The organism is Streptomyces sp. NPDC055962, assembly GCF_042270185.1.
In the GTDB taxonomy this organism is placed as follows: domain Bacteria; phylum Actinomycetota; class Actinomycetes; order Streptomycetales; family Streptomycetaceae; genus Streptomyces.
This window is the reverse complement of record NZ_JBHJYN010000004.1, coordinates 388,958-409,439: the sequence shown is the minus strand read 5'-3', so window position 1 is coordinate 409,439 and position 20,482 is coordinate 388,958. Positions and strand designations below refer to the sequence as shown.

Here is a 20,482-nt window from a genome sequence, read left to right as displayed (position 1 = left end):
CGGCACGCCGTCGGTCAGCCGAGCGTCCTGGCGGCGCACTCGGTGACGACCTTCCGGAGGCTGTCCGAGCCCGCGAGCAGGTCACGCTGGGCCCGGGCGCCCGTTCCCCGCTTCAGCACCGCGCCGAGCGCCTTCTCGGCCTCCAGGAGGTCCCCGCTGTCCTCCAGGGCCTCACCCACGTGGGCGAGCAGCGCGTGCGCGACGTCCGCCGCCGGCTCGGGCCGGAGGGTGAGCGGATGGATCAGCCGGCCCTCCAGGCCCGAGCGCGCGGCCTGCCAGGAGGCCATGCGCAGCACGCTCACCGACGCGGGGTCCGGTGGGCCGCCGGCGCGCCAGGCGCGTGCCGCCGTCTCGACCAGCGCGCGTACGAGCGTGGCGAGCAGTACGGTGTCCGCCGGGTCCAGGCACACGTCCGCCACCCTCACCTCCACGGTGGGGTAGCGGTGCGAGAGACGCGCGTCGAAGTAGATCATCCCCTTGTCGCGCAGGACCCCCGTGTCGACCATCGTCCGGACCTGCTCGTGGTAGCGGCCCGCGGAGCCGAACACCTCCACCGGACCGGCCGAGGGCCACCGGCCCCAGACCCTGCTGCGGTAGCCGTCGTACGCCGTGTCCTGGCCCTGCCAGAAGGGGGAGTTCGCGCTGAGGGCCAGCAGGACCGGCAGCCAGGGCCGCACCCGGTCCAGTACGGCGACGCCCTCCTCGTCGGACTCCACCGACACGTGCACGTGGCAGCCGCAGGTCAGCTGCTCCTGAGCGGTCAGGCCGAAGCGCTCCGCCAGCCAGCGGTAGCGCTCGTCCTGACCGATGGAGGGGCTGACCGGCATCGGGGAGGTGGCGAGTGCGGCGACGGCGGCGCCCACCTCCGCCGCGCTGCGGGCCGCCTCCGCGCGCCAGCGGCGTATCTCCTCCGCCAGGTCCGCCATCGCCTCGCGCGGCTCGGTGCCGAACTCCAGCTGCTGGTCGTGCAGCTCCGACTCGAAGACGAAGTCGCCCTCGGCCCGGCGTTCGGCCAGGGCCAGCACCGCCGTCGACAGCGTCCGGGGGTCACCGCTCTCCGCGTCGACGAGCAGGAGCTCTTCCTCGACTCCGACAGTCCGCACGTCCATGTCCTCTCCGCCGCCGCCCGGTACGCCCCGTGGCGGGTGATGACCCGCGCGTACCCCCGGTGCCAGCGTTCAGGCAGGGAGCGGGGAGCGGATCGGTCCCGGTACGCGGCGTCGAGGGGCCGCGGACGGCGGGGCGGGGCGGCCCTACCGCGCGGCGCGCCTGCGGAAGAGGTAGGCGCCGCAGAGCCCGCCCGCCACGAAGACCCCGAGCAGCGCCGCCCAGAGCGGCATCGTGACCTTGGGGATGATGACGCGGATGGTCACGTCGGCGGTGTTCACGCAGATGAAGACGATCGTCAGCACGGCCAGCACGGTGACGGCGATCCGGGCGGGGGTGAAGGCGCTCGCGGTGTCGCCGGATACGTCCTTGGGGCTCATGAGCCGCCCTCCCTGAGTCCTGGTGCCGGGGCCGGGAACGGCGGTCCCCGAACCTCAGGATGACTGTGTCCCGGGTCCGGGGAGCGGTGGAGCAGGGCCGTACGGGTGACGGTCAGCCGACCACGGGGAGTTCCAGGACGCCGGTGTCCTGCGGGGCGCTGACCACGGTGACCGGCTTGACGCCCCGGTTGCCGAAGTACGCCGTGTCGCTCCCGGCGATCACGAACCGCAGCCGGTGTCCGGTCTCGTACCGGTGCACGATGCCCGGGAGCTCGACGGTGAAGGGGCGGGTGACGTCGGGGACGCGCACCGGGGCGACCAGGCGGTTCACCAGCTTCTGCGACCCGTCGGGGGCCACGTCGTAGACCTTGGCGAACAGGACGAGCTTGTCCGCGGCGTCGCCGCTGTCCTGGACCCGCTCCGTCTTAGGCGAGACGACCTTCAGGGTGGCCTTCGGCGCGCCGACGACGTCGACCGGCGCGGTGAGCGGCGCGCTGGTCCAGCCGAGGTAGGTGCCCCTGGTGTCGTAGGGCGCCGGGTCGGAGAGCCCGATGAGGCCGGCGAGGGAGCTCTCGGAGTGGCTGGTCGGCAGGAGCCAGTTGGTGTACTGGCGGGTTCCGCGGGTGACCTTCGCACGACTGTCCACCAGGGCGCCGTCGCCGGACAGATACATGGTGCGGGACGCGGCGGGGACGGCTGCCGCGGTGCCGTAGCCGCTCTCCCAGTCACGGTAGTAGGCGAACTCGGGCCCGGTGGCGGTGCTCTCGTCGTGGTGGAGGTAGCGGTCGAACCAGGCGAGGATGCGCTGCCCGACGTAGCTGGTCTCCAGGTTGCCCGTGGAGAGGTCCAGTTCACCGGGCACCTGGCCGCCGCTGTGGCCCCATGCCTGCCAGATCATCTTGGTCGGGGTGCCCTGGGCCTCGAGCGCCCGGTAGGTGGCGGTGGCCTCGTTGAGGTTGAACAGGCTGTCGGCCTGCCCCTGCACGAGCAGCGTGGGCGCGGTGACACCCGGGAGGTACGAGGCCGGCGAGACGCTCCGCGCGTACGTGAGCATCCTCCGGGTCTCGTCGGCCGGGTAGCGGCCGGAGTTCAGGAGGCGGATGGTGTCGCAGGCCCGCGCGGAGAAGTGCAGGCAGGTGAGGCTGCCGAAGCGCGAGGGGTCGAGGCTCGGGACGAGCAGGGGCTGCGCCTCCCCCATCAGGTAGAAGCCGTTGGTCCACTGCCACTTGAAGACACCGGGCGTGTCGGAGGAGACGCCGCGGGCCGCTCCGGTGCTGTTGGGTGCGAGCGAGTACGCCAGGTCGTTCCAGGTGATCAGCGGGACGAGCGCGTCGACGCGGCGGTCGGCGGAGGCGGTCGCCAGCTGGATGGCGCCTCCGTACGAGCCGCCGATAATGCCGACCACCGGGTCGCCCGGCCCGTCCGAGGTGACGTAGTCGGCCTCGGTTCCGTCGTCGGCGGCGCGGGTGCCGGCGAGGAAGTCGACGAGCCCGGAGGCCGCCTTGCCGTCGATCGCCGGGTCGTCGAGTGTGATGAGGCAGCCGGACCGGCCGAAGCCCAGGCCGGAGTAGACGAGGGAGACGTAGCCGCGTTCGGCGAAGGCCTTGCCGATGACGTCGGTCGAGCCGTCGTCCTTGCTGCCGCCGAAGCCGTTGGTGGCGAGGACGGCCGGGGCCGGGTGCTGCGCGTCGACGCCGGCGGGGCGGTAGAGGTCGGCGTCGACGGTGCAGGACCGGTCGCCGGCGCGCACGGTGAACTCCAGGGGCGTGACGGTGTACCGGTCCGCCGCCGATGCCTTCGGAGTGCCCGTCAGGGCGAGCGGGGCGAGCAGGGCCGCTCCGGCGAGCAAGGTCAGTGGACGACGGAATCTGGGTACAGCACGCGACACATGGACCTCCACACCGAGGACACCTTACCGACCGGTAAGTACCGAGCCGGGCCCATGGTGTGACACCGGTCATATCGCTGTCAACGCACGGGGGACGAGTTTTCCGAGTTGCTCCGCCGCGCGCCCGCCGCCGGACAGGCCGTCAGACCAGCGCGGGCACACGGGCGGTGAGGGTGCACCGGCCGCCGTCGGCAGGCGCGTCCAGCACGGCGGGAACGCCGAGCGGGACGGTCAGCGCCGTGGGGCCGTGACCGAAGCCGAGCTCCTCGACGACCGGGATCCCGAGACCGCCGAGACGGTCGGCGAGCACGGCCCGCACCCCCTCGTACGGTCCGCAGGCCTCCCAGGAGCCGCACACCACCCCGGATATCCCGTCGAGGGCGCCGATGCGCAGCAGCCGGGTGAGGATGCCGTCCAGCCGGTACGGCTCCTCCCCGGTGTCCTCGATCACCAGCAGCCCGCCCCGCGCGGAGGTCCGGGCCCCGGGGGTTCCGGCGTCGGCCGCGAGCAGGCTCACGCAGCCGCCCCAGGTGATCCCGCGGGCCGTGCCGGGGACCAGAGCGGCCGCCGCGTCCAGCCCCAGGGTCTGCACCGACTCGGGCTCGAAGAGGGTGGAGCGCAGGGCCTGCCGGGTGGCCTCGTCCTTGAGGAAGACCTCGGTCCCGATCATCGGACCGTGCAGGGTCGAGAACCCGGCCCGCAGGGCGAACGCCTCGTGCAGCACGGTGATGTCGCTGTACCCGACGAACACCTTGGGCCCGGCCGCGCGGATGGCGTTCCAGTCCAGGAGGTCGACCATGCGGTGGGCGCCGAACCCCCCGCGGGCGCACAGCACGGCGTCCACGGACGGGTCGCACCAGGCCTCCTGGAGGTCCTGGGCCCGGTGCTCGTCCGTCCCGGCCAGGTGGCCGAGCTCCGGGTGCGTGTCGAGGGCGTGGGGGGCCACGACGGGGTCGAGGTCCCAGCCGCGCAGCAGGTCGAGACCGCGCTCCATCCGTTCGGCGGGCACGGGCCCGCTGGGGGAGACGACCACGACCCTGGCCCCGGGCCGCAGCCTGGCCGGGCGGGCGAGGGGCTCCAGGGTCACTTCCCCAGCTCCAGCCGGGGTACGTCGGTCCGGTCGAGCCCGAACGTCTGCGCGTAGAGGGAGAGTTCCGCCTCCAGTGCGCGCCTGACGGTGTCCGCGCGGCGGAAGCCGTGGCTCTCCCCCTCGAAGGCGAGGTAGGCGTGCGGGATCCCGCGGCCCTCGATCGCGGCGAGGAAGCGCTCGCACTGGACGGGCGGGCAGATCGGGTCGTCGAGCCCCTGGAGCAGCACGAACGGCGCCGTCAGCGTGTCCGTGCGGTTGATCGGCGAGCGTTCCCGGTAGCGCTCGGGGACCTCGGCGAGGGGGCCCACGAGCGATTCGAGGTACTGCGACTCGAAGTCGTGGGTCTCGCCGGTCGCCCAGCCCTCCAGGTCGAGGATCGGGTAGCTGATCGCTCCGCAGGCGTACACGTCCGTCTGGGTGAGGGAGGCGGCGGTGGTCCATCCGCCGGCGCTGCCGCCCCGGATCGCCAGCCGGCCGCGGTCCGCCGAGCCCTCCTCGGCCAGCCCCAGCGCCACGGCCGCGCAGTCCTCCACGTCGACGACGCCCCACTGCTCGCGGAGCCGTTCGCGGTAGGCACGGCCGTAGCCGGTCGAGCCGCCGTAGTTGACCTCGGCGACGCCGATGCCACGGGAGGTGAAGTAGGCGATCTCCAGGTCGAGCACGAGCGGGTCGCGGCCGGTGGGGCCGCCGTGCACCCAGATGACGTACGGCGGCAGCTCACCGTCCGGGCCGGCGCGGTCGGGGTGGCGCGGCGGGTACACATGGGCGTGGATCTCACGGCCGGCGGGCCCGGTGAAGGTGCGGATCTGCGGCTCGGGGCAGTAGGCGGGGTCGACCGCGTCCTCGTGGGGCACGCCGATGGTCCGGGTGTGGCCCGTGGCGGTGTCCAGCTCCACCACCTCGTACGACGTGTACGGGCTCGCGGCGATACCGAAGACCCTGGTGTCCTGCACGGCGAGCGTCTCCGCCCACGCGGTCCAGGGGCCGACGGCGTCGACGAGTTCGCCGGTCTCCGGGTCGAGCACACCGAGCGCGGTGGTGCCCCGGCCGTGGATGACGGCGATCAGCCCGTTGTCCAGGAGCTGGAACCAGCGCAGGCCGATCTTCCACAACGGTCCGCCGAACTCCTCGCTCCGGCCGCCGCAGAGCCGGGCGGCGGGAACCACCCCGCCGGTGGCCGCGTCGGGCCTGAGCCGCTGGAGCTCCCACCAGCCCGCGACGTCCGACACGAAGAGCAGCGAGCCGTCCCGGTCCCACTCCACCTGGACGACCGACTCGTCGGTGCCTCCGGCCAGGGACCGGACACCGGTGAAGGAGCCGTCGTCACCGACGTCGGCCGCCATCGCGACGGTTCCGTCCCACGGCATCTGCGGATGGTCCCACGCGATCCAGGCGACCCGGCGCCCGTCGTGCGACAGCTTGGGTCCGGTGACGAACCGGTGCCGGTCGTCAGTCAGTTCGCGTACGGCACCGCGGTCACCGGCGGCCGAACCGTCCAGGGGCACCGCGGCGATCACCCGTCGCACGTCGGTGGGGGCCTCGCCGGTGAACTCCTCCAGCACACACCACACTTCACCGCGTCCGAGATGCAACTGCGGGTCCACCCAGCGCAGTCCGCCACCGATGTCCGACACCGGGGTCAGCGGCCACGGCTCACCAGGCCCGTCCGGCGCATAGGCGTACAGCCGCTGGTCGGGGAAGTGGACGAAGACGACCAGCGGCCCGCCCTCCTCACGCACCCCGCCCGCCCAGGGCGCACCGCCGTACTCGATGACGCGGCTGCGCGGGTTCCACGGCTCGGGGAGCACCGAGTGGGTGCTGCCGTCCGCCCTGCGGCGCACCAGAGCGCGCCTGCCCCCCTCGGCGGGGCGCGGCTCAGTCCACCACACCTCGTCGCCGACGGTGCCGACGAACTCCGGCCGGCCGTCGTGCGAGGCGGCGAGTGCCGCGTCGATCGGTGACGGCCATGTGCCGTACGCCGCTGTGGACACCATGGTCGGTTCCCCCTCTTTCCGGTCAGGCGGTTCGGCCGGCGGGCCGTTCGGTCCGCCGGATGGTGCGGTCCGTCAGGCGGTGCGCAGGAAGTGGTCCAGGACCCGGACGCCGAAGTGCAGGGCATCGACCGGGACCCGCTCGTCGACACCGTGGAACAGCGCCTGGTAGTCGAAGCCGACGGGCAGCTTGAGCGGGGAGAAACCGTAGCCGGTGATGCCGAGACGGGAGAACTGCTTGGCGTCCGTGCCGCCCGACATGCAGTAGGGGACCACGTGCGCGCCGGGGTCGAACAACTCGACGGCCTCGCGCATCCTCCGGAACGCCGGCGAGTCGACCGGGGCTTCGAGGGCGACCTCGCGGTGGTCGAACTCCCAGTGGACACCGGGACCTGTCAGCCGGTCCAGCGTCTCGCGGAACTCGTCCTCGCCGCCCGGCACCATGCGTCCGTCGATGTGCGCCGTGGCGTGCCCCGGAATCACGTTCACCTTGTAACCGGCGTCCAGCATCGTCGGGTTGGTGCTGTTGCGCACGGTGGGCTCGATCAGCGCGGCGGCGGGGCCCAGCTTGCCGAGGAGCTCGTCCACGTCGAACCCGGGCGCGTCGGGGTCGACACGGATGTGGTGGAGCGCCGCGATCTCGGTGAGCGCCGCCCGGACCGTCGGGGTCAGCCGCACCGGCCACTCGTACGCGCCGATGCGGGCGACCGCGGCGGCGAGCCTGCTGACGGCGTTGGCGCGGTTGACCTTGGAGCCGTGTCCGGCCTTGCCCTCGGCGGTCAGCTTCAGCCAGCCCGTCCCCCGCTCCCCCGCCGCGACGGGGTACAGCGACATCCCGGGGCCGGCGTGGAAGGTGAAGGCCCCGGACTCGCTGATGCCCTCCGTGCAGCCCTCGAAGAGCTCGGGGTGCCGGTCGGCCAGGAAGCCGGCGCCGTCGTCCGCGCTGGCCTCCTCGTCGGCCGTGTAGGCGACGACGATGTCGCGGCGCGGGCGTACGCCCGCGCGCGCCCAGGCCCGGACGACGGAGAGGACCATCGCGTCCATGTTCTTCATGTCGATGGCCCCACGCCCCCACACGACGCCGTCGCGCACCTCTCCGGAGAAGGGGTGGACACTCCAGTCGGCCGCCATGGCGGGCACCACGTCGAGGTGACCGTGGACGAGGAGGGCGTCGGCGGACGGGTCGGTGCCCTCGATCCGGGCGACGACGTTGGTCCGTCCCGGCGTGCGTTCCAGGAGGGTGGGCTCCAGGCCCGCGCCGGCCAGGCGCTCGGCGACGTACTCGGCGGCCGGGCGCTCCCGGCAACTGCCGTCGCCGCGGTTGGTCGTGTCGATCCGGATGAGCTCGGAGGTGAAGGTCACCGACTCCTCGAGCGCCCGCTCGTCCACGGGTCCGGTGGGGTTGCCCGCCTCAGCCATACTGCTCCTCCACGGCGGCCGACACGATCGTCGTCACCGCCTTGAACGTGCGAATTCCTTCGTACATCGTCCCGCTGGTGTACGCGACGCGCCGCTCGCCGCTGGGCGCCACGCCGGGAACCACGGTCGCCGCACCGGCCAGATGCTCGGCGTCGAACTCCAGCTCCACGGTGAAGGTGCCGCCCGTCACGGGTGCGTGACGCACGGCGAGTTCGGCCGCTCCGGCCGCGGCGGCCCTGATGTCGGCGGCCGTACGGGCCGGGGTGCGGCACACCGCCGCGTACCGCGAGACGTGGTCCTTCACCGCGACCGTGCGTGCCGCGGGGGCGTAACCGGCGGCGTCCACGCAGGTCAGATCGTCGCCGGTGACGAGGACGACGGGCACGCCGTACTCCGCCGCCACATGGGAGTTGAGCAGCCCCTCACTGGCGCGGACACCGTTGAGCCAGACCCCGGTGATGGAGTTGGCCAGGTAGGTGTGGGCGAGCACGCCCTCCGTACCGGCGCCCGTGTGGTAGCCGACGAACGCCACGCCGTCGACGTCGCCGTGCTGGATGCCCTCGACCATGGAGAGGGTCTTGTGCCTGCCGGTGATCATCTGGACGCGCTCGTCGAGCCGCTCCAGCAGCAGGTTGCGCATGGTCCAGTGGGCCTCGTTGACGAGCACCTCGTCGGCGCCCCCGTCGAAGAAACCGAGGGCGGCGGCGTTCACGTCGGAGGTGAAGAGAGCGCGGCACCGCTCCCACTGCGGAGTCCCGGGCAGCACGTCGGCCGGCCAGGTCACTCCGGTCGCGCCCTCCATGTCGGCGCTGACGAGGATCTTCACGTGGTGCTGTCCTGTCACTGGTCGGTCGCTCCCCCGCCCGCTCCCGGGAAGAGGATCTTCGTGCCGGATCACGGTACGCGCCGGGACAGCACCGGGCCAGGGCCTCGGTGATCTGTCACTGGTCCAGTCCGGTGAAGCCGCCCGCCGCACGGGGCCGTGCGGCGGGCGTCTCCAGGTCAGGGGCGGACGGTGCCCTTGACGAGCTCCTCGATCCGGGCGAGCTCGTCGTCGCCGAACTCCAGCCCCCGGACGGCCGCGACGCTGTTCTCCAGCTGCGCGACGCTGCTGGCGCCCACGACGGCGGAGGTGACCCGGCCGCCGCGCAGGACCCAGGCGAGTGCCATCTGGGCGAGGGACTGTCCGCGCTCCCGCGCCAGCTCGTTCAGCGCGCCCAGCCGGTCCACGAGGTCCGGGGTGACGGCCTCGGCCGACAGGAACGGGGAGGCCCCGGCGGCGCGCGATCCCTCCGGGATGCCGTTCAGGTAGCGGTCCGAGAGGATCCCCTGCTCCAGCGGGGAGTAGGCGATGGAGCCGGTGCCGAGCTCGTCCAGGGCGTCCAGCAGCCCGTCCTCGACCCAGCGGTCGAGCATGGAGTAGCGCGGCTGGTGGATGAGGAGGGGGGTGCCGAGGTCGTTCAGGATGCGGGCGGCCTCGCGGGTCTGCTCGGCGGAGTAGTTGGAGACGCCCGCGTAGAGCGCCTTGCCGGAGCGCACCGCCGTGTCGAGGGCGCCCATCGTCTCCTCGAGCGGGGTGTCGGGGTCGAAGCGGTGCGAGTAGAAGATGTCGACGTAGTCGAGCCCGAGCCTGGTGAGGCTCTGGTCGAGGGAGGAGCGCAGGTTCTTCCGGGAACCCCACTCCCCGTACGGGCCCTCCCACATGTGGTAGCCCGCCTTGGTGGAGATGACCATCTCGTCCCGGAGCCCGGCGAAGTCGGTCCTCAGGGCGCGGCCCATGGCGATCTCGGCGGAGCCGGGCGGCGGCCCGTAGTTGTTGGCGAGGTCGAAGTGGGTGATGCCGAGGTCGAAGGCCCTGCGCAGGATCTCGCCCTGGCTCTCGGGGGTCCGGTCGCCTCCGAAGTTGTGCCAGAGCCCGAGCGACAGGGCGGGGAGCAGCAGGCCGCTGCGTCCGGTGCGCCGGTAGGGCATGGCGGTGTAGCGGTCGGCGGACGGAAGGTACATACGGGCACTCCACGGGACACGGCGTAGCGCGCCAGGTCTGGTGCGCGCCCTCAAGACTGACGGAGATGGATCCAGCAGTCCAACAGGAGATTCCGCTTGGATTCATCGTCTAGATTGCTCAATCATGGAACTGCGTCAGCTGGAGCACTTCGTCGCCGTCGCCGAGGAGCAGCACTTCACCCGGGCGGCCGAACGTCTCGCCGTCTCGCAGTCCGGGCTGTCCGCGTCCGTCCGGGCACTGGAGCAGGAGCTGAGGACGCCGCTCTTCAGCCGTACGACGCGCACCGTCCGGCTCACCGAGGCGGGCGCGGCCCTGCTGGTGGAGGCCGAGCGGACGCTGGCGGGCGCGAGAGCGGCACGGGACGCCGTGGACGCCGTACGGGGGCTGCTGCGCGGCACGCTGACGCTGGGGGTGGAGCAGTGCGTGGCCGGGGTCAGCACGGCCCGGCTGCTCGCGGCCTTCCACCGGGAGCATCCGCACATGGAGATCAGGCTCCGGCAGGAGGGCACGTCCAGCCTGCTGGAAGGGGTGGCAGGCGGCCGGCTCGACCTCGCGTTCGCCGCGACCGTCAGCCCGCCGGAGTGGCGGGGCGAGCTCGTGCCGCTGGCACGGGAGCCCATGGTCGTCCTGTGCGCCCCGGGTCACCGGCTCGCCGGGGAGGGCACGCCGGTCGCGTGGAACGCGCTGCGGGGCGAGTCGTTCATCGACTTCCATCCGGACTGGGGCCCCAGGCGGGCAGCCGACGAGGCGTTCGCCGCCGCCGGGACCCGCCGCACGGTGGCGCTCGAGGTCAACGACGTGCACAGCCTGCTGGAGCTGGTGCACGAGGGTCTCGGCATCGCGGTGGTGCCGCACCACTTCGCCCGTAAGCCGGAGGCACGCGGCCTGGTCGCCGTGGACCTCGGCGGAGCGGAGGGACCGGTCTACGAGAGCGTCGTCGTGCTCCCGCCCGCCCGGGCCATGAGCCCGGGGGCCAAGGCGCTGATGGTCCTGGTCCGGGAGGCCCCGCTGCGCTGACCGGGTCCGGCCGCGGGGCCGCTCTCACCCGCTCAGCGCCTCCGCGAAGGCGCCCGCGTCCTGGTCGACCCCGCTGCAGGTGTCGGAGGCCTTCGCGGTGTCCTCGTCCGCGCCGCACTCCCGGTCGCGGAAGGACGCCCACAGGGAGAGCGCGCCGACACCCTGCCGGGCGGCGAACGCGCGCAGGGAGGCGGCGTCGTCGAGGGTGAACGTCTCCCCCGCGACATCGTTGACCCCGATCATCACGGTGATGTGCAGCGCCTTCCACGCCGCGTCCCGCGACAGCGCGAGCACGTCCACGATCTGGTCGTGGGCGGCGGTGGCCGCCTGCTCCGCGTACTCCCCCATGTCGCCGCTGTGGGACGTGCTGTAGTTCATCGCCATGATGTTGACCGCCGAGACGTCGACCCCCTGGTCCACGGCGTCCTGGAGGACGGCGAGCCCGGTGTCCTCGAGCCCGTCGGGCATGACGGGCAGCGTGTAGGTGACGTCGAGGTCGCGCTTTTCCTGGAGCAGGGCGAGAGCCTCGTCGCGCCGGGTGACGGAGGCGGTGTCGGTGAGCGCGTCGCCCTCGATGTCGAAGTCGGCCTTCGTGGCCCCGACCGCGTCCAGGACCCCGGCGTAGGCGTCGGCCAGTTCCTCCGCGCTGTCGCAGGCCAGTGCGGCCTCCGTTCCCGCGGCCCCGCCGAAGGAGACCCTGAGGTCGGCCCCGGTCCCGGTGAGCGCCTCGGCCCGGGCGGCGACCGCGTCACCGGTTGCCGCCGGGGTGCCTCCCCAGAGGGGGGTGCACCCCGAAGCGGCCGAGGTGACGAACGCCAGGTTGTACGTGTCGGGGGACCCCGCGCCGTCCGTGTCCGCCGCCGTCGTGGCGCTCACGTACGGGGTGTACGCGGTCTCCGCGGCCGGCGGTGGCTGCGCGCTGCCCTGCGCCTGGTCGGCGACGCCGCCCGTCGTGCAGGCCGAGCACGCGAGGCCCAGCGCGATCAGTGCGGCGAGGGCTGAGGAAACCCGTGTGCGCCTTTGCATGACCTGTGTGCACCTGCTCTCGGAAGGCCGTCCGGAACGGCAGCCGGTGCTGCCTGGACACCACGAACCTCTCACATCAGGGCACCTCCCGAAGACACAGACAACTCATGGGAACAGCCCGCCGGAACCCCGAACAGACCATCAACTCGCTTGCTGACAGGGGTTCGAGGGAGACGGGGCAGGAGTCACGCACCCGCCGCCCTCTCAGCACTCCGACAGTTCGGAGCCGGTTTCACAGCGTGTGGCCAGGAAAGCTCCAGACTTCGCACATCAACCTTCGCCACCATGCGCACATGCAATCCGACCCCGTCATCGAGAAGGACCCGGCGCACCGCGGCCGCCGCCGGGCACACGCCGGCCCGGCCGCGCGCCGCCGGGCGCAGGAGGGGCCCGTCTTCGTCGACAGCTCCGGGCGCCGGGCCAGGCTCCTGCGCCACGCGGGCATGCTGCTGGGCACCGTCTGCGTCGGCTACGCGGCCGTGCTGGGGCTCGCCTTCATGGGCGGCATCTCCCTGACTCCCTCCCAGCTCCTCCCCTTCGACGGCGGCCCGGCTGCGGAGGCCGGACCGGGTGGCGGGACGCGGCCCGGTTACGGTCTGCCGCCGGGCGGCGCCGCGCCCCCGAGCGGCGCTCCGGCGCCGGGGCAGGCGACACCGTCGGGGCAGGCTTCGGCTTCGGCTTCGGCTTCGGCTTCGGCTTCGGCTTCGGCTTCGGCTTCGGCTTCGGCTTCGGCTTCGGCTTCGGGCGAGGCGAACTGATGGCCGCCTCGCGCCGCAGGCACGCCACGCCCGGCAGGATCGGCCGCGTGGGCCGCGTGGGCCGCCAGGCCGTCCCCCGGCCCCGGGTCATCATGGCCCTGGTGCTGTTGCTGGGGCTCGTCTGCACGATGCTGCTGGACGGCTACCTGCGCGCCGAGGTCGGCGACGACCAGCGGGTGCGCTCCGACGCCTCGGCGGACACGGTGCCCGACGACGTGCTGGAGGGCGGGCCCATTCTGAGCTTCGCCGGCGGCACCGCCCGTACGCAGTCGGTGCCGGACAAGACCATCGTGCTGACCTTCGACGACGGGCCCGATCCCGAGTGGACCGGGAAAGTCATGGACATCCTGGACGAGAACGACGTGCCGGGCACCTTCTTCCTCGTCGGCTCGATGATCACCCGCTATCCGGACGTCGTCCGCAGGATGGTCGACGAGGGGAACGAGGTCGGGGTCCACACCTTCACCCACGTCGACCTCTCCTACCAGAGCGAGGCCCGCGTCAAGCGGGAGATCGCGCAGACGCAGCTCGCCCTCGCGGGCGCCGCGGGCATCACGACGACGCTGTTCCGCGCTCCGTACTCCTCGCGGACCGACGCGATCGACGACTACAGCTGGCCGGTCTACGAACGCCTCGGGGCGATGGGCTACACCAGCGTGTTCATCGACACCGACAGTGAGGACTGGCAGCAGCCGGGTGTTTCGAAGATCGTCACGTGGGCGACGCCGAAGGACGGCGACGGTGCCTCGGTGCTCTTCCACGACGCGGGCGGCGACCGCTCCGAGACGCTGGCCGCGCTGCCGCAGTACATCGCGAAGATGAAGGCGAAGGGCTACACCTTCACCACGGTGAGCGGCGCGCAGCAGCAGGCCGGCGCCGGGACGGACGGCTCCCGGGCGGGCGGGACCGCGGCGGACGCCACCGTGCAGCCCGGCCCCGCACAGGCCGGCGCCCCTGAGGGCAACAGCGAGCAGGCGGCCCACCGCCGGGCGGGAACCGCCGACGTCTGGGAGGGCCGCGCCCTGCTCGCGGCGGTGGCCGTCGCGGAGTGGAGCGTGCCGGGTCTGGCCGCCGTACTCGCCGTGGTGGGGGTGGCGGTCCTGGCCCGCTTCGGCATGATGCTCCTGCTCGCCCGGCGCCACCACGGGCAGCGCAACCGGCGCAGATTCACCTGGGGGCCGGAGGTGACCCGTCCGGTCAGCGTGATCGTCCCTGTGTACAACGAGAAGGAGTGCATCGCCGGCACGCTCAACTCCCTGGCCGCGAGCACCCATCCGATCGAGATCCTGGTCGTCGACGACGGCTCGGCGGACGGCACCGCGGAGATCGCCGAGGCGCTGGGGCTGCCCGATGTCCGGGTGATCCGGCAGGAGAACGCCGGCAAGTCGGCGGCCCTCAACAACGGGGTGCGGCAGGCACGTCACGACATCGTCGTGATGATGGACGGCGACACCGTCTTCGAGCCGGACGCGGTCCACCAGCTCGTCCAGCCGTTCGCCGATCCCGGCATCGGCGCCGTCGCGGGGAACGCCAAGGTCGGCAACCGGTCCACGATGATCGGCGCCTGGCAGCACATCGAGTACGTGATGGGCTTCAACCTCGACCGCAGGATGTACGACCTCCTGCGCTGCATGCCCACCATCCCCGGCGCCATCGGGGCCTTCCGCCGCCGGGCGGTCCTGGAAGTCGGCGGGATGAGCGAGGACACCCTGGCCGAGGACACCGACATCACCATCGCGCTCCACCGCGCGGGGTGGCGGGTCGTCTACGCCGAACACGCCCGCGCCTGGACCGAGGCACCGGCCTCGCTCGGGCAGTTGTGGCGTCAGCGCTACCGCTGGAGCTACGGCACGATGCAGGCGCTCTGGAAGCACCGGCGGTCCGTCACCGACCGTGGTCCGTCAGGGCGGTTCGGCCGGGTCGGCATGCCGCTGGTCGTCCTCTTCCAGATCGTCACACCGGTCTTCGCGCCGCTCATCGACGTCTTCACCGTCTACGCGATGGTCTTCGTGGACTTCCGCGCGTCGCTGCTCGCCTGGCTGGCGGTCCTGGCCGTGCAGCTGTTCTGCGCGGCGTACGCCTTCCGGCTCGACCGGGAGAAGTACAGGTATCTGCTGATGCTGCCCCTGCAGCAGCTGGCCTACCGGCAGTTGATGTACCTCGTGCTGATCCACTCCTGCGTCACGGCGGCCACCGGCGGCCGGCTGCGCTGGCAGAAGCTGAAGCGCACCGGCGAGGTGGGCACGCCCCACGTGGGGGCGTCGTAGTGGCGGGCGCGCACCGCAGGACGGCGCCCGCACCGTCGTCCGCGGTGACCGCGGCCACCGGACGCGACCGGTCCTTCGACGTGCTGCGAGCCGTGGCGCTCGTCCGGGTGGTGGCCTACCACACCTTCGAGTGGCCCTGGCTGGGCTACGTCTTCCCGTCCATGGGCGTGATGTTCGCGCTCGCCGGCTCGCTCATGGCCCGCTCGCTGGAGCGGCCGGCCGCCGGGGTGCTCCGCAGCAGGCTGCGGCGGCTCCTCATCCCCGTGTGGCTGTTCGGCCTCGTGCTCGGGGCCGCGATGGTCCTGCACGGCTGGGTGCCCGGGCCGGACGTCCTGCTGTGGGTGCTGCCGGTCGGTGACCCGCCGGGCGACGCGTGGGGGGAGCAGGCATGGGCGGTGCTCTGGTATCTGCGCGCCTACCTGTGGTTCGTCCTGCTCTCGCCCCTGCTGCTGCGAGCCTTTCGGCTCGCTCCCCTCCCCGTACTCGCCGTGTCGCTCGTCCCCGTCGTCGTGCTGGAGACGGTCTCCGGCGTGCCGGACGGCCTGCTGGGGAGCGCCGTCAGCGACGCCTCGGTGTTCCTGTTCTGCTGGCTGCTGGGATTCGCGCACCGCGACGGGGTGCTGGACCGGCTGCGCGGCTCGGGAGCGATGACCGTCGCGGTGCCGCTGATGGCGGCCGGTGCCTGGTGGGCGGCGGGCCACCCGGTGGACGGTTCGTCCGACCTCGACGACATCCCGCTCGCCCAGGCGCTGTGGTCGGCAGGGTTCGTGCTGCTCCTCCTGCGTTTCCGGCCGCGCTTCGACGGACTCGTACGCCATCCGGTGGCGGACCGGGCCGTCACGGTGTTCAACGCCCGTGCGGTCACGGTCTATCTCTGGCACGAAGTGGCCCTGATGGCCGCGGTGCCGCTGATCGACCTGATGTGGGAGGTACCGGCACTGGAGCGCCGTCTGCCGCTGGACAGCCTGTGGTGGCAGTTCGGTGTGGCGTGGGTGCTGATAGCGGTGGCCGTGCTGTCCGTGGGCTGGGTCGAGGACGTGGCGGCGCGACGGAGACCCCGACTGCTGCCGTGAAGCCCGTCGGGGTGTCCGGGAGTTGTCGAACGCCCGAGTCCGGTGAGGCGTACGGGAGCTGCCCTGCACCCGAATCCGGTGGGGCGTACGGGAGCTGCCGTACGCCCCACCGGTCCTGGCGTCCCTCAGTCCTCGTGCCCCAGCTGGAGGTCGCGCTCGGTCCGCCCCCCGCCGGGGAGCTGGAGCACGGTGGCGACCGGCGGGTAGCCGGCGGCGATGACGGTGTACTCGCCGGTCGACAGGTCCACGAACCGGAACGCCCCGTCCGGGCCCGTCGTGAGGGTGCCGACCACGTTGCCCGCCGCGTCCAGGAGCGTCACCCTGGCGTCCTCGACGGCCCGCCCGCCGGGGGCGCGGACGATGCCGCGCAGCACGGCCCCGCCTGCCAGCTCGATGTCCTGCCGGGTCTCGCGGGCCGCCTGCACACTCACCGGGAGCGCCGCGGGACGGAAGGCCTGGGCGCTGGCCGCCAGGGTGTACTCCCCGGCCACCAGCTCGCTGATCACATAGGCGCCTTCGCGCCCTGTGCGGGTGGTCGCGACGACCTCGCCACGCACGTCGGTGAGGGTGACCGCCGCGTCCCGGACGGGGGCGCCGTCCGGTGTGAGGACCGCCCCGGCGAGCCGTCCCGCCCCGCCCAGGACCACGTCGAGCTCCACCGGCCTCTCTCCGACCGTGACGCTGACGGCCTGCGGCTGGTGCCCGCCCGCGGCGGCGATCAGCACATAGGCGCCGGCGGCGGGTGCGCTCAGCGCGTACCGCCCGTCGTCACCGCTCGCACCGCGTCCGACCTGCCGCCCCTGGCCGTCGATGAGCGTGAGGGCGGCCCTTCCCACGGTCGTGCCGTCGGGGTGCTGGACACATCCCCGCACGGGCACACCGGAGAGGGGGCCGGGCTCCGGCGGACCCGGGACGGTACGGGCGGCCGGGATCGTGGACTGCGTCGTGGACGGATCGGCAGCCGTGGGGGAGGTGGGGTGGGACACCAGCGGTTTCTCCTTGAGGAAGAAGGTGAGGAACAGGCCGAGCAGAAGCACCGGCACGAGGTAGAGGAAGATCCGCGGCATCGCGTCGGCGTACGCCTGGATGTAGGCGTCGCGCAGCGCCGGTTCCAGGGTGTGGACCAGCTGGGGCGTGATCGACTCCGCGTCGGGCAGGTCCGCCCCGGAGGGGAGGCGCACACCGAGCGCGTCGGAGAGCCGTCCCGCGAACAGCGTGCCGAAGATCGCGGCACCGACGCTGCCGCCGATCTGCCGGAAGTAGTTGTGGGCGCTGGTGGCCGTGCCGAGGTCGGAGGGGCGTACGGAGTTCTGCACGGCCAGCACCAGGATGGACATGACGAGGCCGATCCCGATGCCCAGGACGGCCTGCCAGAGGCCGTACTCCAGCGCGGAGGTGCCGGTGTCCAGGAGCGAGAGGAGCCACATGCCGACGACGGAGACGGCCGCCCCGAGGATCGGATAGACGCGGTAGCGGCCGGTGCGCGAGACGAGCTGCCCGGAGACGACGGAGGCGATGACGATGCCGCCCATCATGGGCAGCATCAGCAGCCCGGACTCGGTGGCGGACACGCCCTCGACCATCTGGAGATAGGTCGGCAGGTAGCTGGCGGCTCCGAAGAGGGCGACCCCGACGACCGCGCCCACCAGCGAGGTGACGTTGAAGACCGAGTCGCGGAAGAGCCTGAGCGGGATGACCGGTTCGGCTGCCCGGTGCTCGACGACGAGGAAGAGCAGGGCCGTTCCTGCGGCGCCCGTGGCGAGTCCGACGATGGTCCGCGAGCCCCACGCGTACTCCGTCCCGCCCCAGCTGGTGAGCAGCACGAGGCAGGTCGACGCGACGGCCAGCAGCAGCGCGCCCAGGACGTCGAGGCGGGGGCGTACGGCCGGCTTGGGCAGTTTCAGCACGAGCGCGATGACGGCGAGGGTGACGACGCCGAACGGCACGTTGATGTAGAAGCACCAGCGCCAGGAGGCGTGGTCGGTGAAGAAGCCGCCGAGGAGCGGGCCCGCGACGGAGGCGAGGCCGAAGACCGCCCCGATGAGCCCCATGTAGCGGCCACGTTCCCGGGACGGGACGATGTCGGCGATGATCGCCTGCACACCGATCATGAGTCCGCCGCCGCCGATGCCCTGGACGGCCCGGAAGGCGATGAGTTCGTCCATGGTGCGCGACCAGCCGGCGAGGGCGGAACCGATGACGAAGACGACGATCGCGAACTGGAAGACGCCCTTGCGGCCGAAGAGGTCGCCGAGCTTCCCGTAGATCGGCAGACCGATCGTCGAGGCGAGGAGGTAGGCGGTGACCGCCCAGGACATCTTGTCCAGGCCGTGGAGCTCGCCGACGATCTTCGGCAGCGCCGTGGCCACGATCATCTGGTCGAGGGCCGCGAGCAGCAGGGTGAGCATCAGCCCGAGGAAGACCAGCCGGACCCTGCGGGGGCTGATGCCGTCGGGCGGCGGGGGCGCTCCGGCGTCGGACGGCGGAGCCGGTGGTCGGGGCTCGACGGCGGTGCCGGGCTCCGCCCAGGTCCCGGGCGGCCCGTACTCCGCGCCTCCCGGCCCGTCCTCCACCAGAGTGATCCCACCCACCACGTGACGCTCCCCTCGTCGCAGCTGCGCCGCCCATTTCTCGCATCAGGTGGCAAGGCAGGGCAAACGCGACCGGGCGCGCGCACGGCGCACTCAGAGGGCTTATGCGCCGGTGGGAGGCACTTCGGCGCACAACCGGCCGCCCCGGAAAACCACCCGTTCCGGTGAGGCCGGCCGTGACGCCAACAGCGGGAGGAGCAGGGCTACTTCTCGACCTCGGTGGCGAGGTTCTGCAGCAGCTCGTCGTAGATCCGGCCGAGGCCCTTGGGCGCGAAGGTCTTCTCGAAGAACCCGCCGATGCCGCCCGCGCCCTTCCAGACGGTGGTGACGACGGCCTTCGACCGGCCCTCGCCGGCCGGGGTGACGGTCCAGGTGGTGACCATCGTGGAGTTGCGGTCCTTCTCGACCAGCTGCCCGTCGGTGGGCTCCGTGACCTCGAGCAGGCAGTCGCGGACGCGCTTGCTCGTGGCCTGGAGCTTCCAGTGGACGAGGGTCCCTTCGCCGTCCCCGCCCTCGAGCACCTCGTACTCGCTGAAGTGCCCGGTCAGCACCTTGCCCCGGACCTCCTTGTAGTCGGCCAGCGCATCGAACACCGTCTCTGCGTCCGCCGCGATGATCCGCTCTGTCGTGGCCTCGACCTGCGCCATGCCTGCTCCTCCAGCACTCGATGTTCGGGGTGCTGCTGACCCAACCACCTCGGGCACGGCCCCTCAAAATCGGGTCCGGCGTTCCGTCGCGCACGATCAAGGGAACGTATGTTCTATTCTCGGCGCAGTACTACCGAGGAGGCGTCCATGCGCTGGGACAATCTGGCAGAGAACACCGCAAATGCGGGTGACGGAGCGCTCTTCGCCGCGGACGCGGTGACGACGCGCACCTTCGACACACCGGAATTCCGGGGCATCACCTTCCACGAGATCCGGGCCCGCTCGATCGTGAACAGGGTGCCCGGCGCCTCGCGCATGCCGTTCGAATGGACCGTGAACCCGTACCGGGGCTGCACCCATGCCTGCGTGTACTGCTTCGCCCGCAGGACCCACAGCTATCTGGACCTGGACACCGGCCTCGGGTTCGACTCCCAGATCGTCGTCAAGGTCAACGCCGCCGAACTGCTCGGCCGCCACCTGGCCTCCCGCCAGTGGCAGGGCCAGCACATCGCGATGGGCACGAACGTCGACTGCTACCAGCGCGCCGAGGGCCGCTACCGGCTGATGCCCGGCATCATCGCCGCCCTGCGCGACCACGCGAACCCGTTCTCCATCCTCACCAAGGGCACCCTCATCCTCCGCGACCTCGATCTGCTGCGGCAGGCCGCAGAGGTCACCGAGGTCGGTGTCTCCGTCTCCGTCGGCTTCACCGATCCCGAGCTGTGGCGCACGGTCGAACCGGGCACCCCCTCCCCCGAACGCCGCCTCGGCGTCGTCCGGGCCATGGCGGACAACGGGATCGGCTGCGGGGTGCTGATGGCCCCCGTCATCCCCTTCCTCGGCGACCACCCCGACCAGCTGCGCGCCACGGTCCGCGCGATCGCCGACGCCGGAGCGACGTCGGTGACCCCGCTCGTCCTCCATCTGCGGCCGGGCGCCCGTGAGTGGTTCATGCGGTGGCTCGCACACCACCACCCGCACCTGGTGCACCGGTACGAGGAGATGTACGCGGACGGTGCGTACGCGCCGACCTGGTATCAGCGGGGCATCACCCGCCGGGTGCACGAGCTGGCGGCCGAGTTCGGCATCGGCCCGGCCGACCGGGGCGGCGCCCGGCGCACCGTACGCGAGACGCCCGAGGTCCCCGACCCGGGCCCCACCCAGCTGAGCCTGCTCTGACCGCCTCCGTTGCCCGGCCCGAACGGGTCAACTCTCGGCCTCGC

General features: G+C 72.4%; 16 protein-coding genes. 5 read left to right on the top strand and 11 right to left on the bottom strand.

Annotated features, from left to right (window positions below):
- Positions 1-14: 14 nt before the first annotated feature.
- From ACFC51_RS15440 to ACFC51_RS15405, 8 genes are all read right to left on the bottom strand, one after another.
- On the bottom strand, positions 15-1,109 hold the full coding sequence (locus ACFC51_RS15440) for a glutamate--cysteine ligase (RefSeq protein ID WP_376529043.1): 1,095 nt from the start codon (positions 1,107-1,109) through the stop codon (positions 15-17).
- Positions 1,110-1,253: 144 nt separating this feature from the next.
- Complete coding sequence (locus ACFC51_RS15435; protein ID WP_376370248.1) at positions 1,254-1,487, bottom strand: DUF1049 domain-containing protein; 234 nt, start codon at positions 1,485-1,487, stop codon at positions 1,254-1,256.
- Positions 1,488-1,599: 112 nt separating this feature from the next.
- Positions 1,600-3,375, bottom strand: coding sequence for a CocE/NonD family hydrolase (locus ACFC51_RS15430; protein WP_376529040.1), 1,776 nt, complete (start codon positions 3,373-3,375; stop codon positions 1,600-1,602).
- Positions 3,376-3,517: 142 nt separating this feature from the next.
- The gene (locus ACFC51_RS15425) at positions 3,518-4,462 is read right to left on the bottom strand and encodes an LD-carboxypeptidase (protein WP_376529037.1); all 945 of its coding nucleotides are present in this window, start codon (positions 4,460-4,462) and stop codon (positions 3,518-3,520) included.
- On the bottom strand, positions 4,459-6,459 hold the full coding sequence (locus tag ACFC51_RS15420; protein ID WP_376529034.1) for a prolyl oligopeptidase family serine peptidase: 2,001 nt from the start codon (positions 6,457-6,459) through the stop codon (positions 4,459-4,461). Before ACFC51_RS15420 ends, ACFC51_RS15425 begins: the two co-directional genes overlap by 4 nt.
- A gap of 72 nt (positions 6,460-6,531) precedes the next feature.
- Entirely contained in the window at positions 6,532-7,875 is a 1,344-nt protein-coding gene (locus tag ACFC51_RS15415; protein ID WP_376529032.1) for a M20/M25/M40 family metallo-hydrolase, read from the bottom strand.
- Positions 7,868-8,701 carry a M55 family metallopeptidase gene (locus ACFC51_RS15410; protein ID WP_376370339.1) on the bottom strand — a complete coding sequence of 278 codons (834 nt, stop codon included), beginning with the start codon at positions 8,699-8,701 and terminating at the stop codon, positions 7,868-7,870. Before ACFC51_RS15410 ends, ACFC51_RS15415 begins: the two co-directional genes overlap by 8 nt.
- A 176-nt stretch (positions 8,702-8,877) precedes the next feature.
- Positions 8,878-9,879: an aldo/keto reductase gene (locus ACFC51_RS15405; RefSeq protein ID WP_376370256.1), complete on the bottom strand. Its 1,002-nt coding sequence runs from the start codon at positions 9,877-9,879 to the stop codon at positions 8,878-8,880.
- Between the two features lie 124 nt (positions 9,880-10,003).
- Between ACFC51_RS15405 and ACFC51_RS15400 the strand changes: the two genes are divergently transcribed.
- The gene (locus tag ACFC51_RS15400; RefSeq protein WP_376370258.1) at positions 10,004-10,897 is read left to right on the top strand and encodes a LysR family transcriptional regulator; all 894 of its coding nucleotides are present in this window, start codon (positions 10,004-10,006) and stop codon (positions 10,895-10,897) included.
- A gap of 24 nt (positions 10,898-10,921) precedes the next feature.
- Here ACFC51_RS15400 and ACFC51_RS15395 read toward each other — a convergent pair whose 3' ends face one another.
- Positions 10,922-11,923, bottom strand: coding sequence for a chitinase (locus ACFC51_RS15395; RefSeq protein ID WP_376370259.1), 1,002 nt, complete (start codon positions 11,921-11,923; stop codon positions 10,922-10,924).
- A 293-nt stretch (positions 11,924-12,216) separates the two neighbouring features.
- Between ACFC51_RS15395 and ACFC51_RS15390 the strand changes: the two genes are divergently transcribed.
- The 3 genes from ACFC51_RS15390 to ACFC51_RS15380 are packed head-to-tail and all read left to right on the top strand — an operon-like array spanning position 12,217 to position 16,021.
- Positions 12,217-12,681 carry a hypothetical protein gene (locus tag ACFC51_RS15390; RefSeq protein WP_376529030.1) on the top strand — a complete coding sequence of 155 codons (465 nt, stop codon included), beginning with the start codon at positions 12,217-12,219 and terminating at the stop codon, positions 12,679-12,681.
- Entirely contained in the window at positions 12,681-14,948 is a 2,268-nt protein-coding gene (locus ACFC51_RS15385) for a bifunctional polysaccharide deacetylase/glycosyltransferase family 2 protein (RefSeq protein ID WP_376529027.1), read from the top strand. Before ACFC51_RS15390 ends, ACFC51_RS15385 begins: the two co-directional genes overlap by 1 nt.
- Positions 14,948-16,021 carry an acyltransferase gene (locus ACFC51_RS15380; RefSeq protein WP_376529025.1) on the top strand — a complete coding sequence of 358 codons (1,074 nt, stop codon included), beginning with the start codon at positions 14,948-14,950 and terminating at the stop codon, positions 16,019-16,021. Before ACFC51_RS15385 ends, ACFC51_RS15380 begins: the two co-directional genes overlap by 1 nt.
- Positions 16,022-16,146: 125 nt before the next feature.
- Here ACFC51_RS15380 and ACFC51_RS15375 read toward each other — a convergent pair whose 3' ends face one another.
- Both ACFC51_RS15375 and ACFC51_RS15370 read right to left on the bottom strand, forming a co-directional pair.
- Complete coding sequence (locus tag ACFC51_RS15375; RefSeq protein ID WP_376529024.1) at positions 16,147-18,615, bottom strand: MFS transporter; 2,469 nt, start codon at positions 18,613-18,615, stop codon at positions 16,147-16,149.
- Positions 18,616-18,815: 200 nt separating this feature from the next.
- The gene (locus ACFC51_RS15370; RefSeq protein ID WP_376529022.1) at positions 18,816-19,259 is read right to left on the bottom strand and encodes an SRPBCC family protein; all 444 of its coding nucleotides are present in this window, start codon (positions 19,257-19,259) and stop codon (positions 18,816-18,818) included.
- Between the two features lie 147 nt (positions 19,260-19,406).
- On the opposite strand from ACFC51_RS15370, the gene ACFC51_RS15365 reads away from it, so the two are divergent.
- On the top strand, positions 19,407-20,438 hold the full coding sequence (locus tag ACFC51_RS15365; RefSeq protein WP_376529019.1) for an Rv2578c family radical SAM protein: 1,032 nt from the start codon (positions 19,407-19,409) through the stop codon (positions 20,436-20,438).
- Positions 20,439-20,482: the final 44 nt, after the last annotated feature.

Bases quoted from the DNA above. Each gene is read 5' to 3' on its own strand.
- ACFC51_RS15440 (WP_376529043.1), bottom strand. From the start codon at position 1,109: ATGGACGTGCGGACTGTCGGAGTCGAGGAAGAGCTCCTGCTCGTCGAC.
- ACFC51_RS15435 (WP_376370248.1), bottom strand. From the start codon at position 1,487: ATGAGCCCCAAGGACGTATCCGGCGACACCGCGAGCGCCTTCACCCCC.
- ACFC51_RS15420 (WP_376529034.1), bottom strand. From the start codon at position 6,459: ATGGTGTCCACAGCGGCGTACGGCACATGGCCGTCACCGATCGACGCG.
- ACFC51_RS15415 (WP_376529032.1), bottom strand. From the start codon at position 7,875: ATGGCTGAGGCGGGCAACCCCACCGGACCCGTGGACGAGCGGGCGCTC.
- ACFC51_RS15405 (WP_376370256.1), bottom strand. From the start codon at position 9,879: ATGTACCTTCCGTCCGCCGACCGCTACACCGCCATGCCCTACCGGCGC.
- ACFC51_RS15400 (WP_376370258.1), top strand. From the start codon at position 10,004: ATGGAACTGCGTCAGCTGGAGCACTTCGTCGCCGTCGCCGAGGAGCAG.
- ACFC51_RS15395 (WP_376370259.1), bottom strand. From the start codon at position 11,923: ATGCAAAGGCGCACACGGGTTTCCTCAGCCCTCGCCGCACTGATCGCG.
- ACFC51_RS15390 (WP_376529030.1), top strand. From the start codon at position 12,217: ATGCAATCCGACCCCGTCATCGAGAAGGACCCGGCGCACCGCGGCCGC.
- ACFC51_RS15385 (WP_376529027.1), top strand. From the start codon at position 12,681: ATGGCCGCCTCGCGCCGCAGGCACGCCACGCCCGGCAGGATCGGCCGC.
- ACFC51_RS15370 (WP_376529022.1), bottom strand. From the start codon at position 19,259: ATGGCGCAGGTCGAGGCCACGACAGAGCGGATCATCGCGGCGGACGCA.
- ACFC51_RS15365 (WP_376529019.1), top strand. From the start codon at position 19,407: ATGCGCTGGGACAATCTGGCAGAGAACACCGCAAATGCGGGTGACGGA.